Origin of the sequence: Streptomyces ureilyticus (genome assembly GCF_011045025.1) — a bacterium.
GTDB lineage: Bacteria > Actinomycetota > Actinomycetes > Streptomycetales > Streptomycetaceae > Streptomyces > Streptomyces ureilyticus.
In genome coordinates, this window is the sequence record NZ_JAAKZX010000205.1 from 1 (window position 1) to 16,836 (window position 16,836).

General features: G+C 67.8%; 16 protein-coding genes, 1 tRNA gene and 1 pseudogene. 9 read left to right on the top strand and 9 right to left on the bottom strand.

The window, feature by feature from the left end:
- Positions 1 to 106 precede the first annotated feature (106 nt).
- The 4 genes from G6048_RS38890 to G6048_RS38905 all read left to right on the top strand — a co-directional run bounded on the left by G6048_RS38890 (position 107) and on the right by G6048_RS38905 (position 3,657).
- A complete protein-coding gene (locus G6048_RS38890; RefSeq protein WP_165344314.1) occupies positions 107 to 886 on the top strand; it encodes an HAD-IIA family hydrolase in 780 nt (259 codons plus the stop codon).
- Positions 887 to 1,002: 116 nt separating this feature from the next.
- Positions 1,003 to 1,638, top strand: a complete 636-nt coding sequence (locus tag G6048_RS38895; RefSeq protein ID WP_165344315.1) for a hypothetical protein — start codon at positions 1,003 to 1,005, stop codon at positions 1,636 to 1,638.
- Between the two features lie 9 nt (positions 1,639 to 1,647).
- Positions 1,648 to 2,328, top strand: a complete 681-nt coding sequence (locus G6048_RS38900) for a class F sortase (protein WP_165344316.1) — start codon at positions 1,648 to 1,650, stop codon at positions 2,326 to 2,328.
- A gap of 318 nt (positions 2,329 to 2,646) precedes the next feature.
- A complete protein-coding gene (locus G6048_RS38905) occupies positions 2,647 to 3,657 on the top strand; it encodes a glycoside hydrolase family 6 protein (RefSeq protein WP_165344317.1) in 1,011 nt (336 codons plus the stop codon).
- A gap of 83 nt (positions 3,658 to 3,740) precedes the next feature.
- On the opposite strand, the gene glxA is transcribed toward G6048_RS38905, so the two are convergent.
- The 3 genes from glxA to G6048_RS38920 form a co-directional block, all read right to left on the bottom strand.
- Positions 3,741 to 5,678 carry a radical copper oxidase GlxA gene (glxA, locus tag G6048_RS38910; protein WP_165344318.1) on the bottom strand — a complete coding sequence of 646 codons (1,938 nt, stop codon included), beginning with the start codon at positions 5,676 to 5,678 and terminating at the stop codon, positions 3,741 to 3,743.
- Positions 5,675 to 7,624, bottom strand: a complete 1,950-nt coding sequence (locus G6048_RS38915) for a glycosyltransferase family 2 protein (protein WP_165344319.1) — start codon at positions 7,622 to 7,624, stop codon at positions 5,675 to 5,677. Before G6048_RS38915 ends, glxA begins: the two co-directional genes overlap by 4 nt.
- A 331-nt stretch (positions 7,625 to 7,955) precedes the next feature.
- Positions 7,956 to 8,657 (bottom strand): FadR/GntR family transcriptional regulator, encoded by a 702-nt coding sequence (locus G6048_RS38920; protein ID WP_165344320.1) that lies wholly within the window; start codon positions 8,655 to 8,657, stop codon positions 7,956 to 7,958.
- A gap of 263 nt (positions 8,658 to 8,920) precedes the next feature.
- Between G6048_RS38920 and G6048_RS38925 the strand changes: the two genes are divergently transcribed.
- The 4 genes from G6048_RS38925 (at position 8,921) to G6048_RS38940 (ending at position 12,009) form a co-directional block, all read left to right on the top strand.
- On the top strand, positions 8,921 to 9,850 hold the full coding sequence (locus tag G6048_RS38925; protein ID WP_165344321.1) for an SPFH domain-containing protein: 930 nt from the start codon (positions 8,921 to 8,923) through the stop codon (positions 9,848 to 9,850).
- A 102-nt stretch (positions 9,851 to 9,952) separates the two neighbouring features.
- Positions 9,953 to 10,633 (top strand): nucleoside/nucleotide kinase family protein, encoded by a 681-nt coding sequence (locus tag G6048_RS38930; RefSeq protein WP_165344322.1) that lies wholly within the window; start codon positions 9,953 to 9,955, stop codon positions 10,631 to 10,633.
- 103 nt (positions 10,634 to 10,736) lie between these two features.
- Positions 10,737 to 11,351, top strand: a complete 615-nt coding sequence (locus G6048_RS38935; RefSeq protein ID WP_206342677.1) for a lytic polysaccharide monooxygenase auxiliary activity family 9 protein — start codon at positions 10,737 to 10,739, stop codon at positions 11,349 to 11,351.
- A gap of 142 nt (positions 11,352 to 11,493) precedes the next feature.
- A complete protein-coding gene (locus G6048_RS38940; RefSeq protein ID WP_235990914.1) occupies positions 11,494 to 12,009 on the top strand; it encodes a DUF3592 domain-containing protein in 516 nt (171 codons plus the stop codon).
- 74 nt (positions 12,010 to 12,083) lie between these two features.
- Here G6048_RS38940 and G6048_RS38945 read toward each other — a convergent pair.
- The 6 genes from G6048_RS38945 to ehuB form a co-directional block, all read right to left on the bottom strand.
- Positions 12,084 to 12,160: transfer RNA gene (locus tag G6048_RS38945), tRNA-Lys, on the bottom strand.
- A gap of 97 nt (positions 12,161 to 12,257) precedes the next feature.
- Positions 12,258 to 13,016 carry an IclR family transcriptional regulator gene (locus tag G6048_RS38950; RefSeq protein ID WP_165344323.1) on the bottom strand — a complete coding sequence of 253 codons (759 nt, stop codon included), beginning with the start codon at positions 13,014 to 13,016 and terminating at the stop codon, positions 12,258 to 12,260.
- A 223-nt stretch (positions 13,017 to 13,239) separates the two neighbouring features.
- Positions 13,240 to 14,010, bottom strand: a complete 771-nt coding sequence (gene ehuA, locus G6048_RS38955) for an ectoine/hydroxyectoine ABC transporter ATP-binding protein EhuA (protein ID WP_033328939.1) — start codon at positions 14,008 to 14,010, stop codon at positions 13,240 to 13,242.
- Between the two features lie 43 nt (positions 14,011 to 14,053).
- Positions 14,054 to 14,701, bottom strand: coding sequence for an ectoine/hydroxyectoine ABC transporter permease subunit EhuD (gene ehuD / locus G6048_RS38960; RefSeq protein ID WP_165344324.1), 648 nt, complete (start codon positions 14,699 to 14,701; stop codon positions 14,054 to 14,056).
- Positions 14,701 to 15,438, bottom strand: a complete 738-nt coding sequence (ehuC, locus tag G6048_RS38965; protein ID WP_165344325.1) for an ectoine/hydroxyectoine ABC transporter permease subunit EhuC — start codon at positions 15,436 to 15,438, stop codon at positions 14,701 to 14,703. The genes ehuD and ehuC overlap by 1 nt, the downstream gene beginning before the upstream one ends.
- Entirely contained in the window at positions 15,435 to 16,364 is a 930-nt protein-coding gene (ehuB, locus tag G6048_RS38970) for an ectoine/hydroxyectoine ABC transporter substrate-binding protein EhuB (protein ID WP_165344326.1), read from the bottom strand. Before ehuB ends, ehuC begins: the two co-directional genes overlap by 4 nt.
- Before the next feature lie 291 nt (positions 16,365 to 16,655).
- On the opposite strand from ehuB, the pseudogene G6048_RS38975 reads away from it, so the two are divergent.
- Positions 16,656 to 16,836, top strand: a pseudogene (locus tag G6048_RS38975) (hypothetical protein); the annotation flags it as partial.

Sequence of the window (16,836 nt, forward strand, 5' to 3'; positions counted from 1 at the left end):
CTTCGCTACCTGCCCGCCCCTGCCCACAGGGCGGACGCCCCTCCACCAAGATCCGGGCGCTGGCTACCCTGAGACGCTGGCACACGCGTACGTCAGGAGACCGGACATGGCAGAGCGCAAGCCCATCGAGTCGTGGCTCACCGACATGGACGGTGTACTCATCCACGAGGGCGTGCCCATCCCCGGCGCCGACGCCTTCATCAAGAAGCTCCGGGAGTCCGGGCGGCCCTTCCTCGTGCTCACCAACAACTCCATCTACACCGCCCGCGACCTGCACGCCCGCCTCCAGCGCATGGGTCTGGACGTACCCGTCGAGAACATCTGGACCTCCGCCCTGGCCACCGCCCAGTTCCTGGACGACCAGCGGCCCGGCGGCACCGCCTACGTCATCGGTGAGGCGGGCATGACCACGGCGCTGCACGACATCGGGTACGTCCTCACCGACCACGAGCCGGACTACGTGGTCCTCGGCGAGACCCGTACGTACTCCTTCGAGGCCATGACGAAGGCGGTCCGGCTGATCAACGGCGGGGCCCGTTTCATCTGCACCAACCCCGACGAGACCGGGCCGTCCGCCGAGGGCCCGCTGCCCGCCACTGGCGCCGTGGCGGCGCTGATCACCAAGGCGACCGGCAAGAAGCCGTACTTCGCGGGCAAGCCGAACCCGCTGATGATGCGTACGGGGCTCAATGCCATCGGCGCGCACTCCGAGACCAGCGCGATGATCGGCGACCGGATGGACACGGACGTACTCGCCGGGCTCGAGGCGGGGATGATGACGTTCCTTGTGCTGACCGGGCTGACCTCGCCCGAGGATGTCGAGCGGTACCCGTATCGCCCGTCCAAGGTCGTCGACTCGATCGCGGACCTCGTCGACCGGGTGTGAGCCGGACGGCTCCTCTTACCAGTACCGAACCAGTACCCGAACGGACCAGCCGAGCCCCCTCCCCACGTGCGTGCACGCGCCCGGGAGAGGAGTCTCGACGTATTCGGAGGTTCACGATGGGCTCACTGCAACTGACTCTCTGTGCCGGTGCCGTGGTCACCGGTGCACTCACCGTCGCACTCACCTCCGTCCCCGCCTCCGCCCTCTCCATGAACGCCCTCCCCATGGACACGGACGTCTCCGTCTCACCGTCGAACCCGACGCCGGGCAGCGAGATCCAGGTACGGGCGCGGGGCTGCGCGACGGGGACGTCGGGCACCGCCGCCGCGTCCCGGGCGTTCGTCGCGGACGCCCTGCTGGCCGGGCGAACCGGCGAACTCGTCGGCGAAACGCGGATCCGCTCGACGCTCACCCCGGGCACGTACGACGTCAAGGTCACCTGCGGCGGCTTCGGCGACAAGGCTGACGACGCTGCCGAGCCAGGCAAGGCCGACGAGGTCAACCAGGCCGACGAGGCCACGGGCACCCTCACCGTCGTAAAGAAGCCCCCCGCGCCCGCGCCCGCCGCGCCCTCCGCGCACCAGTCCCCCACCGCCCCCGTGAGCGCCGGCGGCGGTGGGACCGCGCGGCTGTCCTCCGTTGAGGAGCGGGCGGAGGGGCCCGGCACCCCGCACACCGTGGTCGGTCTGGTTCTGGCGGGCGTCGCCGCGGTGGCCGTGGCGATGCGCAGTGTGCGCCGACGAGGCAGGTGAGGGGCGGCCATGTCCGACGGGGAGCGTTCCTCCGGAGCCGGCCGTCTGACGATGGGCGTCGTCTGGGCCGTGCTGCTGCTCGGGCTGTGGCTGTGGGGCCGCGAAGTGACCGACGTACGCCAGGGGGCGTCCGCGCCGACCACGGGTGACGTGGCGGCGGTGGGACGGCCGCTCGGCGTCCGACTGCCGCCCGCCGCCGAGCCGTTGGAGGGTACGGCACGGCCGGAGCGGCTGGTCGTCCCGTCGCTCGGGGTGCGGGCGCCCGTGATGGTCCGCGGGCTCGATGCGCGAGGGGCGATCGAAGTGCCGCCGTATTCCCGGGCGGGGGCCGTCGGGTGGTACGGGGCCGGTGTGCGCCCCGGCGCCGAGGGAGCCGCGCTGCTCGTGGGGCACGTCGACACCGAGTCCAGGCCCGCGGTCTTCCGCCGCCTCAGCGAGCTGCGGCCGGGCGCGGAGGTGCGGGTGATCCGCGACGACGGCTCGGTCGCCGAGTTCACCGTGGACGACGTACAGGTGCTCTCGCGCGACCGCTTCGATGCCCGGCAGGCGTACGGAGCCCGGCAGACGGGACGCGCCGAGCTGCGCCTCATCACCTGCGGCGGCCGCTTTGACCCGGACGCCCGTGCGTACACGGCGAACGTGGTGGTGTCCGCGTATCTCACCCACCACATCACTGAGGGCCGCACCTAGCCCGGCCGACAACCGCTCCCCCTGAGCCGCCGACCGGGCTGGTCCTCGACCGCGCGCGCACGGGCTGCGGGAGTAACCCGGCGTCGGCGCGGGAGGCCTCGGAGTGTCGATGCGTCGTTACGTCGATGTCGAAGTCCGGAACGACTCTAGGACGGATCAGCGTTCAAGCCTAGAGATGTTACGGCGCCTTTGCGGGTCGGCGAGAGCCGTTCAGAGCACCTGTAACAGCTGTCCGACAAGGGGCGGACGCCCTCGGTGCCGCACAGACACGTATGTCAGGATTGGTACTTCGAACAGTGCACCCATGGGGGGAGTTGGATGTACGAGCGCAGGGGGGCCGGAGCCAGGGCGTCCGTGGCGGTGGCCGGAGTGGTGCTGCTGCTCGCGGGGTGTTCCTCCTCCGGGGACGACGGCGATGGGGAGAAGGATCCCGCCGGCCAGGTCAGCCAGCAGCCCAAGGGCGACGACCCGTACTGGGTCAACCCCGACGGGAACGCGGCCCAGCAGATGAGCACCTTCACGGAAGAGGGGAAGAAGGAAGAAGCCGAGCTGATTAAGAAGATCGCCGCGCATCCCACTGGCGAGTGGGTCACTCCGGAGAAAGCTGAGGACGAGGCGCGCGGCTTCACCGAGGCGGCCGAGAAGGCCGATCGGGACGCGCTGCTCGTCCTCTACAACATCCCGCACCGCGACTGCGGCCAGTTCTCGCAGGGCGGCGCCAAGGACGGCGACGCCTACCGGGAGTTCATCGACCAGGTCGCCGGCGGCATCGGCGACCGGAACGCCACGGTGATCCTGGAGCCGGACGCCCTGCTGCACGTGGTGGACGGCTGCACGGCCGAGGAGTTCCACCAGGAGCGCCTCGACCTCCTCAAGGGCGCCGTCGAGAAGCTCGGGTCCCTGAAGAACACGAAGGTCTACCTGGACGCGGGCAACGCGGGCAACAATGCGAGCGATCTCTACGATCCGCTCAAGAAGGCGGGCATCGACCAGGCCGACGGCTTCTCGGTGAACGTGTCGAACTTCTACACCACCGAGGACAGCACGAAGTTCGGCAAGGAGCTGTCGGCGAAGATCGGCAACAAGCCCTTCGTGATCGACACCAGCCGCAACGGCAACGGTCCGTTCACCGAGGGCAAGGACCCCTGGTGCAACCCGCCGGGCCGCGCGCTCGGCGAGGAGCCCACGACGAAGACCGGCGACGACCTCGTCGACGCCTACCTGTGGGTCAAGCGCCCCGGCGAGTCCGACGGCACCTGCAGGGGCGGCCCGAACGCGGGCGAGTGGTGGCCGGAGTACGCGCTGGAGCTGGCGAAGGCCAGCCAGTAGCAGGAGCAGGCAGTACGTGACTGGGGGCGCCCTCCGCCAAGGAGGGCGCCCCCAGTCACGTAACCATCAGGGAAATCAGGGAACTACGGGACCTTGACCCACTGGGCCTTGCTCGGTGTGCCCTGGTCGTCCGTCACGAACAGCATGTACCAGCCCGATTGGACGAGGTTGCGGTTCTTCGGGACGGTGACCTCGATGCCGTCGTCCGTCTTCTCCAGGTCCAGGGCGATGGACTTCTGGTCGATGTCGGTGACGTGCGTCGAGGCGCTCGGCCGGATCAGGCGGGCCGACTTGATGGACGAGGAGTGCTCGGACTTGAACGTCGCCGACTCGCCGCGCTTGATGGTCTTCGGACCGCCGGAGAGCGTGGGCTGCGCGTCGCCGTAGAGGTACGGCGGCGTGTAGATCTCGATGCGCTGCTCGAACTTGCCGGGCTTGGTGTTGGCCTTGTCCGCGTAGAGCGAGTCCGAGCCGAAGACCATCACACGGCCGTCGGGCAGCAGGATCGAGCCCGAGTGGTAGTTGCGGCCCACGAGCGGGTCGGCGACCCGCTTCATCTCGTTCTTCTTCGAGTCGTAGAGCCGCGCCTCGAAGATGTTGGAGTCGCCGCGCCCGCGGTAGTCCTCGGAGCCGCCGGACACCAGCACGTTGTCGTCGGGCAGGATCGAGTACTGCGGATAGCGGGTGCCCTTGTCCAGGTCGGGGCCGTCCACGAACTTCGGGTCGTCCGCCAGCAGATCGATGATGCGGGTCTTCTTGCTGGACTCCTTGGACTCGCCGACGCCGCCGCCGCCGATCACCATGTACTTCTCGTCCTGCGCGGGCGGCAGCAGCACCGTGCCCGCGGTCTCCAGGAGCTTGGGGTCGGACAGGCCGGGGACCTTGTCGAACTTGTTCGTCTTCAGGTCCCAGATGCCCGGGTCACGGCCGACGTCGTCCGGGCCGTAGCCGGCGTTGGCGCCCGAGTAGAACAGCTTGCCGTTCTGCATCAGGGAGATCGCCGGGTACGTCGGGAACTGCCGGACGTCCTTGGTGTACTCCCACTCCTTGGTCTTCGGGTCGTAGACCTCGTTCTTGCCCGGCACCAGCTGGCCGATCTCGTCCAGGCCGGAGAGGCTGAGGATCTTGCCGTCGGAGAGCGTGGTGAGCGTCGGGTACCAGCGCGCCTCCTTCATCGGGTCGACCTTGATGTACTTCTCGGCGACCGGGTCGAACTCGAAGGCGTCCCTGATGCCCTGGAAGTCCTTCTTGTCGAGGGCCAGCTTCTGCGCGATGCCGTACGTGTTACGCGCGTCGTCGCCCTTCAGGCCCTGGATCGTGTAGTTGTCCTCGGTGCCCGTCTCGTACTTGGCGCCACGCTTCTGCGCCTCGACGTAGATACGGCCCAGACCCGGCTGGTTGCCCGTGAACTTGCCGGTCTCCTTGTCGAACGTCTTCTTCGCACGCTCGACGACGACCGGGTCCTTCGACACGAACGTCTTGCCGTTCTCCTTGCCCTTGAACTTGGTGCCCGCGGGGATGGTGATCGGCTTGTCAGGGTTCTCGTTGTGGACGATCATCAGGCCGCCGGCCTTGGTGACGTCACCCTTGAGCTTCTCGTACCGCTTGGTGCCGCCCGCGATCAGCAGATTGCCGTTGGCGAGCTGGGTGTGGCCCGTGCAGAACAGGTCCTTCGGTGTCGGGATGTCCTTGATGGTGCCCTTGACCGGGTCCCAGATGCGGGTGTCGAACTTCTTCGCGTCGAAGTTGTCCTGGTTGTTCCCCGAGCCCGCGATCAGCAGGACCTTGCCGGTGCGCAGAAGCGCGGCGTGGATCGTGTTCAGCCGGTACTTCTCCGGGAATTCGACGATCTCCCACTTGCCGTTCGCGGCCTTGTACTCGGGCTGGTTGATCTTGTAGTCGTGGTACTTGGCCGAACCGAAGCGGTAGAGCGCCGGCCCGTTCATCCCCGCCAGCGCCACCACCACCGCCGCGCCTATCGCGATGCGGCGGGCGCGGCGGCGGCTGGAGCGGTCTTTCATTTCTTGCGTCCCCCAAGAGCGATTTGCACTGTCTGGTCACTGCCCCCGTCCGCCGCCCAGCTCGGCTTGTGCTGTCCGTGCGGGGCGGGCTGATGGGTGGGCAGAGGCTGTGGTGTGGTCACGGCGTCCTGCGACTCCGGCGGCGCGGACGGCGGCTTCTTCGCGTCCTGGCGCATCTGATAGCGCCAGGCGAACATCGGCGAGGCGGTGATCAGAAGCGCGAACGACGCCCAGATGACCATCGCCGGGTGCGAGTTGCCGAAGTAGAAGCCGGCACTGATCGAACCGGCGAAGATCAAGATGAAGTACCAGTGGTAACGGAAGGTCCCGAACCAGGTGTCCGGGCTCGCCGAGTCGCCCTTCGGCGTGACCACGAACTTGCTCTTGCGGCGCAGTACGGAGTCGATCAGCGCCTTCGCGTAGAGCGGCGCCGACAGCGCGGACATGATCATGCCTGCCACACCACCGGAACCCTCCGGCTCGTGCGGAGAGATGTTGTGGCGGCGGTTCCAGACGTACAGGCCGATCTGCAGCGCCGAGGCGTTGCCGTACAGCATCAGCCAGATCGCCGGGTCGATGTTCACACCCGAGGCGCCCAGGCCCAGGAACAGCGCGCAACTCAGCGCCGCCAGGATCCAGTTGAGGGCCGACATCGGGTAGAAGATGATCATCATCGTGTAGTTGAAGAGCTTGCTCGGCGGCAGCGAGTACCAGCCCTTCCAGTACTGCTTGAGGATCGTCTCGTACGTCCCTCGCGACCAGCGCATCTGCTGGGTGAAGAAGTCCGTCCAGGCGTTGGGGCCCTCACCGACCGCGAGCACGTCGGGGGTGTAGACCGAGCGCCATTTCTTGCCCGTCGCCGGGTTCTTGGCACGGTGGATCTCGAAGCCCGTCGCCATGTCCTCGGTGATCGAGTCGTAGAGACCGCCGATCTGCTTGAGTGCCTTGATCCGTACGGCGTTTGACGTGCCGACGAACATCGGGGAGCCGTAGCGGTTGCCCGCGCGCTGGATCAGCGCGTGGAACAGGAACTGCTGCGACTCGGCGGACTTGGTGATCGGGTTGTCGTAGTTGCCGTACACCTGCGGGCCGATGACGAAGCCGACATCCGGGTCGCGGAAGAAACCGAGCATCCGCTCCAGGTAGTTGGGCAGCGGCACGTGGTCGGTGTCGACCGAGGCGAAGTAGTCGTAGTCGTCGCCGTGCGCGTCCAGCCAGGCGTTGTAGTTGCCGTGCTTGGTCTTGGCGCGGTGCGGGCCCTTCTTCTTGTTCCACTTCGCGACGCCCTTGCGGGAGAAGTGGTGCACACCGAGGCGCGCACAGACTTCCTTGACCTCGGGGTCGTCGCCCTCGTCGAGCAACCAGACGTGCATGAGGCCTCGGTGGCGGATCTTCACCGCGGCCTCGAGCGTCTTCGTCACCATCGCCAGCGGCTCCTTGCCGGGCACGAAGGAGGTGAGGAAGGCCACTCTGGTGCCGGACTCGGGCACCACCGGGATCGGGTCGCGGGCGACGAGCGTGGCGTGCGCGTTCGACACCACGTTCATGCAGCGGAAGAACTCGATCAGGCCGATCGAGACGAGCATGACTATGTCGAGCGCGGGCAGGAAGTCGTAGACCGGGTTCTCGCGTTCGGTCCAGTGCGTGGGCTGCAGCAGCCAGGCGAGCAGGACAAGCGACAGCACGGGGGCGGCGATCAGCATCAGGGCGACCCGGATGCGGTGCGGCTCCTGCGAGATCAGCGAGCGGTACTTGACCTTGTACGGCTTGTGCGGATCGGGCTGCGTGAGAGGACCCGAGAGCCTGCTGTAGTGCTCGTAGTCGTATCTCGGCAGTGTCTTCTTGATCCTGCGGAAACTGCCCGTCGTCGTCTGTGACGGCACCCTGAGCTGGGTCGTCTGAGACGGGTCAGAGTTCTGCCGGCCGCCGTTCGGCGTCGACGTCATGAGTCATCCCCCCACACGCAAACCATCGCGTGCTCCTTGTTCCGTATGCGCCTGTTCGGTCCCCCTCGACCTTCACAGGCGTATCAATACCAGGCCCCTGTCACCACACCACCCACACCCTATAGACATGGAACAGTGGCCCTCCGGTTGCATGATGCCCCCCTCGACATCGGGCTCTGAACGGGGCCCCTCCTCCCCGCTTCCACTTGCAACCGTTTTCCCCGGCTCCAACTGCCAGGTAACCGCAGCCTCTTGTAGCCCAGGGTTCAGGGTTCTACGGCGATCATCATGATCGCAAGACGCGAAACGCGGTGTTTACCGGTCATTCGCGCTAATTAGGAGGACTGATGGTCTCATGCGGTGCGGTAGCGGTCAGGCGGGTTCGAATGTGACCAAAGTGTTCTCGTATTGCGTCCTCCGCCCGCAGCGCATCACCCGTGCGGACCGCGTCGAGGATCTCCCGATGCTGCCGGCAAGTGATCTTCGGATCCTGCGGCGGTTCCACGAGATCCGTGCGTACGCGGTGGAAGGCGTCCCAGAACGCCTCCAGGACCTCGCCCAGCAGAAGGTTGCCGAGGCCCCGGTACAGCGTGGCGTGAAAGGCCCGGTCGGTCTCCGCGAGGCCTGCCCCTTCGGCGGCCTGACTCTCCATACGGTCTACGAGGGCGTCCAGTTCAACGAGATCCGCCTCCGGGATGCGGCCCGCGAGCCGTGAGATGAGCCCGGTCTCCACGGCCTCGCGCAGTTCGAGGAGCTGGACCAGGGAGTCTTCCCCGCGGTAGTGCCCGGCGACCGTGCGGAAGGCGAGCCCTTCGATCATCGGCGCCATCGACATCGGGCCCACATACGTCCCGAAGCCGTGCCGGATCTCGACGATGCCCATCGCCTGGAGGGCCTTCAGCGCCTCGCGCACGGAATTCCGGCTGGCGCCGAGAAGCTCCATCAGCTCGGGCTCGGTCGGCAGCGAGGCCCCCGAGGGCAGCCGACGGTCGATGATCAGCTTCTTGATCCGCTCCTGCAGGTCACGCGCCATGGCGAGAGGGTAGCCGGTGCGCTCCGCTGGGGGTGCGGTGATGAGGGTGCGCGGGGCGGTGGGGGCTGGTCGCTCCCCGCTGCGAAGCCCGCGACCCTATCGGGGCCCGCGACCCCTCAAGCGGGCGCGGCCCGCCCCGGGCTTCACCACGGCTGCTTGGGCCCGTACGTCGTTCGGACCGTCAGCATGCGGTTGGTGGTGGTGGTTGAGAAACTGGCGAATGTGCGCGAGTGCGGACATCTCCAGCTGAAGGGGGCGCCCGGATGAGTACGACTACTTCGGAGTCGGAGCAGGGCCCTGAAGGGCCCCGGGTGCCGCGGCTGATCCGCAACGAGGCGACCACCGAGATCCCCGTACACCTGCTGTTCCGGCCCGCCGAGGTCGGACAGGCTGGGCCGGTCGGGCAGGTCGGTTCGCGGCGGGGGACGGGGGTGCAGCCGCGGGTGCCCCGGCGGGAGACGGTGGTGATGCCGCCGGTCGTCGATCCCGAGCTGGTGGAGTGTCCGGCGCGGGTGCTGCCGGGTGCGGTGGGTGTGCTGGCCGGTGGCGGCGGGGTTGCCGGGTGTCTGGTGACGGCCTGGTGGGCGGGCGTACTGCCCTCCCTCGCGCGGGAGTTGACGGGACTGCCCGCGTATGCCGGTGCCGGGCTCGGCGCTCCGCAGTGGGCGGCGTTCGCCGTGTCCGGGGCGGTCGGGCTCTTCGGGTTCGGCGGGCTGGCCCGCGGGAGGACCGGGTGCGCCTGGGTGCTCGGGCTCTTCGGGCGCTACCGGGGCACCGTCCGGCGTACCGGGCTGATGTGGGTGAACCCGCTGCTGCTGCGGCGCCGGATCGACGTACGGCTGCGGCACTGGCGCAGCGAGCCGATGCCGGCCGTTGACGCGCATGGGCTCGCCCTGCGCGTCGTGGTGTTGGTGATCTGGCGGGTCAAGGACACCGCCCGCGCCGCGCTCGGCGTCGAGGACCACGAGCGGTACCTGCACGAGTGCGTGGAGGCGGCGCTTGCCCGGCTTCCGGCCGACACGGAGGCGCTCCGCGCCAAGCTGACCCGCTCCGTGGCGGCGGACGTGGCGATGGCCGGCCTTCAGGTGTTCTCCGTCCAGCCGGTGCGGATCGAGTACGCGCCTGAGGTTGCCGCGGTCATGCAGCGGCGGCGGCTCGCGGCGCTGGACGCTCCGCTGGAAGGGCAGGCTTGAACCTGCGGGTTCGTCGTGGCTGGTCGGGCCCCGCGGCCCTTATAGGGGCGCGGGTGCCAGAGCCTCTGGTGGAGGGACCGGCGATGGCGTTCCATACAGGGCATGGAGATCGCTGACCGCCCCAACCTCGCCGACCTCGCCGCCGACGCCTGGCGACTGACCGGCGGCCTGCCGCGTGCCGTACTCGGACTCGCGGGCCCGCCCGGTGCCGGGAAGTCCACCCTCGCCCGCGCGCTGGTAGCGCACCTTGGCGAGCGGGCCGCCTATCTTCCCCTCGACGGTTTCCACCTCTCCAACCGTCAGTTGGAACGGCTCGGGCTGACCTCCCGCAAGGGCTCCGAGCCCAGCTTCGACGTGTGGGGATACGTCGCGCTGCTACGCCGGGTGCTGGAGGACACCGGCGCCGACATCTACGTACCGGACTACGACCGCACCATCGACGAGCCCATCGCCGCCCGCCACTTGGTGCCGCCCGCCGCCCGGCTGATCGTCACCGAGGGGAACTACCTGGCCTGCGATCTGACGGGCTGGCGCGAGGCGCACGCGCTCATGCGGGAGTGCTGGTATGTGGAGGCGCCGGGGGGCGTACGCCAAACGCGCCTTCTGGACCGGCAGTTGGCGGGCGGGCGGAGTGCGGAGCAGGCGCGGAACTGGGTCGCGACGAACGACGACCCGAACGGGGAGCTGGTGGAGAAGTCCCGGGACCGGTGCCACCGGATCGTGTCGACGATGGGGATGGACGTTTCCGCGATTGGTATGGACATGTTCAAGGGGTCGCAATAATCTGGGCTTGGTCTAGACCTGAGACTGAGTAGTCATCGGTCCACGCATCGCGATGCGCACGCACAGCTCACGGAAATCCCCCACGTTCTCCAGGAGCGGCAGCATGCGCAAAAGGATCGGCAAGAAGACCAAGTGGTACGCGGTCGTGGTCGGCCTCGCCACCACGGGAGCGTTCGTGCTCTCCAGCGGCGGCGCCAGCGGCCACGGCTACACCGACCTCCCCATCAGCCGGCAGAAGCTCTGTGCCAACGGCACCGTGACCAACTGCGGTGCCATCCAGTGGGAGCCCCAGAGCGTCGAGGGCCCCAAGGGCTTCCCGGCGGCCGGACCCGCGGACGGGCAGATCTGTTCCGCGGGCCATGGCCACTTCAGCGCGCTCGACCAGCCGAAGACTCCGTCCGGCGGCGCCTGGCCCACCACCAAGGTCACGGGCGGGCAGAGCCACACCTTCCGCTGGCAGTTCACGGCGCGGCACTCGACGACCGACTTCCGGTACTACGTCACCAAGAACGGGTGGAACGAGAACGCCCCGCTGACCCGGGCCGCCCTGGACACCACCCCGTTCCTGACCGTCCCCTACAACGGCCAGCCGCCGGCGACTCTCTCCCACAGCGGCACCCTGCCGTCCGGCAAGAGCGGCCACCACGTGATCCTCGCGGTGTGGACGATCGCCGACACGGGCAACGCCTTCTACGCCTGCTCGGACGTCACGTTCTGATCCGAGACGTTCTGGTCCGGCACGTTCTGATCCGGCATGTTCGGATCCAACGCCGGATCTCTGAGCGTTACTTGAGACAGGTGTGCTTCCCCCGAGGGTAGGTTCCCCCCCACAAGCAGTACCTGACCTCGGGGGAAGCATCATGGACGTCCTGTTCTACCTCGTACCCAGCCTGATCCTGGCCGTGGTCCTCTTCGGCGCGTACCGCGTGGTGCGCCGCTCGCTGCAGATCCGCAGCGCCTGGAGCAGCGGCCTCACGGCGGAGGGGCGCTGTCTGCGGATGTTCACGACGACGCACGGCGGCAGCAACGACACGTCCGTGAGGACCACGCTGCACCACGTCTACGAGTTCACGGCTCGCGACGGCCAGACGGTCCGCTTCGAGGAGGAGGACGGCCCGGGGACGATCCTTGAGGGCGACTTCGTCACCGTGTACTACGCCGAGGGCCGCGACGTGGTCGCCACGGCGAAGGAGCCGCGCCGGGCCAGGCTGGCGGCGTCCACCGGCGCCATCCTGGCGTTCCTCGGGGTGGCCGCGGTGTTCTGTATCGGCTTCATGGTCACGTACAACCAGATGTCCGACGTCTTCGGCTTCGAGGAGACCCCGAGCGACACCAACGACACCGTCGTCATCGACGGCGTCACGATGACCCCGTGACCGTGACCGTGACCGCGGCCGGATGGCTCTTGCCTACGTCGAAGGGCCTCTCGCTCCCGCGAGAGGCCCTTCGGTGGTGCGCCGCCAGGGACTCGAACCCCGGACCCGCTGATTAAGAGTCAGCTGCTCTAACCAACTGAGCTAGCGGCGCATGACTCCCGCCTCCCGCTTGCTGCGGTCGGCGACGGAAAAAATAGTACCTGGTCCGCGGGGGTGCTTGTGACCAGCCTCCGGCTGGAGCCGGTGGCTCAGAGCGCGAGGGACAGCAGTACGGGGGCCGCGCCCCGGTTCAGCGTGTCCGCCGCCGCTCGCAGACGGTGGGCGTGGGCGAGCGGGAGGGACAGAGCCAGGCAGCCCACGGCGGAGCCGGCTGTGATGGGGACCGCCGCACACACCGTGCCGACCGCGTACTCCTGGAGGTCGAGGACGGGCACGCTGGGTGCCTGGGCGTCGAGGCGGGACAGCAGGACCCGCTCGCTGGTGATGGTGCGCGAGGTGAGGCGGGCCATCTTGTGGCGGGCGAGGTGGTCGCGGCGGGCGTTCACGTCGAGCTGGCCGAGCAGGCTCTTGCCGATCGCGCTGGCGTGGGCGGAGCGCCGGAACTCCACCCACTCGTTCACGGCGGGGGTGCTCGGACCCTCGGCGCACTGGGTGACATGGACCTCGCCGTCGACGTAACGGCTGATGTAGACGGCGGCGCCCACCGAGTCGCGCAGCCGGTCGAGGTTGCGCTGGACCTGCTCGCGCAGCGCCTGGTCGCGGCCGTGCGCCGAGGTCAGCCTGCTCAGGGCGGCACCGGTGACGTACGCGTCGTCGGCGACCTGCTCGACGTATCCCTCGCGGCGCAGCATCCGCAGGAGCGTGGTCAGTCGCTCCGTGCCGAGGCCGGTCGCGCGGGCGAGCTCGGCGTCGGTGACGCCGGTGGTGTGTCGTGCCACGGTCTCCAGTACGCGCAGGGCGTCCTGGGCCGAGTGGTACGGCGCGGTCGGCTCGTGCTTGAGCGCCACGGTTCCCCCTGCGCTGCTTGGCCGTTCTCGGACGGAGGCTGCTTCCACGATAGCCGCCAAAGGGCTGCAGGGGAGGGGCTGTTGACGAGAAGGGTGGCGCGTTCCGGCGCTCTCAGCAGGAACGCGCCACTCTGGCATATGCCACAGTCAAGATCTGGCACTGCAACGCCGCGCCCCAAAGAAAGGCCTGCGGCCTCTATGGGGCGCGGGACCGCACCTCCGCTTACAGAACCGCGCTCAGGAACTCCCGAGTCCGGTCGTGCTCCGGGTCGCCGAAGATCTTCTCCGGGGGACCGGATTCCAGGACGCGGCCCTTGTCGAACATCAGGACCGCGTCCGAGATGTCCCGGGCGAAGTTCATCTCGTGCGTCACGCAGAGCATCGTGATGTCCGTGGTGCGGGCGATGTCCCGCAGCACGTCGAGGACGCCCGCGACCAGCTCAGGGTCGAGGGCCGAGGTGACCTCGTCCAGGAGCAGCACCTTCGGCCGCATCGCCAGGGCCCGGGCGATCGCGACGCGCTGCTGCTGGCCGCCGGAGAGCTGGGTCGGGTACTTGTCGATGTGCTCGGTCAGACCGACCAGTTCGAGCAGGTCACGGGCCCGTTCCTCGGCCGCCTCCTTGGACATGCCGAGCACGGTGACCGGCGCCTCGGTGAGATTGCGCAGCACCTTCATGTTCGGGAAGAGGTTGAACTGCTGGAAGACCATCCCGATGTTCTTGCGGACCTCGCGGATGTGCTTCTCGCCCGCCGGGACGAGCTTGCCGTTCTTCTCCTCGTGGGTGAGGTAGTCGCCGTTGACCTTGATCGTGCCTTCGTCGGCTTTGAGCAGGGTCATGAGCAGACGCAGGATCGTCGTCTTGCCGGAGCCGGACGGGCCGATCAGCGTGACGTGTTTGCCCGAGTCCACCGAGAAGTCAAGGTTGTCGAGCACGACGTTGCTGCCGAAGCGCTTGGTGACCTTGTCGAAGCGGATCAGCTCGCTGCCGTCCACCGGTGGGTTCTGGCTGCTCTCGGGTTCTTTCTGCAAAGGGGTGTCAGCGGACAAGACGACGCTCCAGGGCTCGGATCAAGAGGGAAGCGGGGTAGGCGATGACGATGAAGGCCACACCCACGACGGTGATGGCTTCCGTGGTGAAGGTCTCGTTGCTGAAGGCCTGGGCCTCGCCGAGCATGTCGAGGGCGCCGATGGTCGCGATCATCGGGGAGTCCTTGAGCATGGCGACGACGTAGTTGCCCAGCGGCGGGACGACGCGGCGGATCGCCTGCGGCAGGATCACCGTGCGCCACGTACGGCCCTTGGGCAGATTCAGCGCCGTGGCCGCCTCCCACTGGCCGACGGGCACGCCGTCGATGCCGGCGCGGTAGACCTCAGCGGTGTACGTGGAGTAATGCAGCCCGAGGCCGATGATGCCGGTGGTGAGCGGTGACATCGAGGGGCCGAAGTTCGGCACCACGTAGAACAGGAAGAACAGCTGCACCAGTAGCGGAGTGTTGCGGATGAACTCCGTGACCGCGATGACCGGCCAGCGCACCCACATCAGCGTGGACCGCTGCGCCATCGCCCATACGAGGCCGAGGGCGAAGGCGATCAGGGTGCCGATGGCCAGGGCCTGCAGCGTGACCAGCACGCCGTCCCAGAACTGCGGCATGAAGTCGTCTACGACTTGCCAGTCCCAGCTCATCACATGCCTCCCGCGGACTGCGAACCGGCCTGCAGGCTCTCGCCACGGGGGCTCAGCCTCCTGGTGATGCCGCCCGTCTTCTCCGGACGCTGCCCGATCCCGGCCTTCGCCTTGCGCTCCACCAGTCGCATACCGCGGGTGATGAGGAAGGCGAGTACGAAGTACAGGACCAGCAGCAGCGTGTAGATCGGGGTCGTCTCATTGGTGCCAAGCCGGACCAGACCGCCGGCGAAGGTCATGTCGGCCACCGTGATCACGGAGACCAGGGCGGTGCCCTTCAGCAGCTCGACCAGCAGGTTGTTGAACGGCGGCACCATCTCGGGCCAGGCCTGCGGCATCTCGATCAGCCGCAGCCGCTGCCAGCGGGTGAAGTTGAGCGCGATGCCCGCCTCCTTCTGCGCCGGGGCGACGGCGGCCAGTGAACCGCGGACGATCTCGGAGCCATAGGCGCCGTAGGTGAGGGCGAGTGCGCTGACGCCCGCCCACATCGGCACCAACTGCCAGCCGAAGAACGGCAGGGCGAAGAACATCCAGAACATCAGCACCAGGGCCGACATGCCACGGAAGATCTCGAAATAGACGCCGGCGAGGAAACGTACGATCCAGAACTGCGAATCGCGTGCCAGACCGATCCCGAACGCGATGACCGCGCCCAGAGCAGCCGCGTACACCGTCACCTGAATCGTGATCCAGATACCCGGCAGGAACCAGGTGGTGAGGAACTCCGAGCTCATCATCCGGCACACAGCTCCTTCGCGGTGAGGTCGGTCATGTCGGCCATGCCGAAACCGAAGGGACTGACGATCTTGAGAAGCTCCTTGTAGTTGTTCTCCTTGAGCTTCAGGAGTTCCTCGTTGAAGGCGTCACGGAAGTTCTGCTCGGACTTTCGGAAGGCGAATCCGCCCGCGCCGTAGACGGGCTCACCGTCGATCTCGGGCTGGAAGGGTTCGGTCGCGTCGGCCCGGTTGGAGCCCTTCACCGCGTCGCTGACTGTGATGCGGGTACCCGCGAAGGCGTCCACCCGCCCCTGGGCCACCGCGTCGAGGCCGGCGACCTGGTCCGGCAGGATGAGAATGTTGCCGATACCCGCGGCCTTGGCTGAGTCGATTTGGGCGTAGGCCTTGCCCGAGGCGAGCTTGAGACCCTTCGCCTTGACGTCCTCGTACGTCTTGATGCCGTGCGGATTCCCCTTCTTGACGATGAAGGCGTCCAGCATCAGGTAGTCCGGGTCGGAGAAGAGCACCTGCTCGCATCGGTCGGGATTGATGTACATCCCGGCGGACACCACATCGAACTGTCGCGCCTTCAGTCCGGGAATGAGGGCGCCGAAGTCCACCGGCACTGGCTTGATCTCGCCGATGCCGAGCCGCTCGAAGATAACCTTGGCGATAGCTGGGGCTTCTCCAGTGGCCTGTCCGTCGTCTCCCACATAACCGAACGGCGGCTCGCTGGCGATGCCGATTTTCACGGATCCCTGATCCTTCAGGGTGTCCAGCAGGCTGCCGCCCAGCACTTTTCCCTCGTCGGGGACGCGGCTGCAGCCCGCCACCCCGAGACTTCCCGCAGCGCCCAGCGCCACCGCTCCTGTGAGCAAGGAGCGGCGGCTGAGACCTCTGTGGGACCCGTTGTCGGTTCCTGATCGGTTTGCGTGTGGTCGAGCCATGGGCGCGCGGCTACCCGAACCAACGGAAGTCATGCCGGTCCTTCCCAGTCACTGAGTCCACTCATCCCTCAATGCCCGTTATATGAGGATTGGTTGCGCGTAGTTGGCCCGTTCGTGACCCCGTCGTGGGCGCGCCTTGACCCACACGCTCCACACGCCGCACAGGACCTGTCCGTGGATTCCGGTCCACACCGGGGTACGGGTGTGACCATGGCCGACCGTTACATCGACGTCTCCCTGACCAAGCGCGGAGTCCACTGCACCGCAAAGCTCCTCGACGACCGCGCCCCCATCACCTGCGAGGCGGTGTGGAACGCGCTCCCGCTGGGCAGCGACGTCTACCACGCGAAGGTCGGCGCGTCCGACGGGACCGTCGTCGTCTCCTCGACCCTCGACTCCGTCGGCGCCGCCGCGAGCGAGCTGGTGGCCGCCGGACGCAAGCCCGATACGCCGCTGACCGTCACCATCGCCG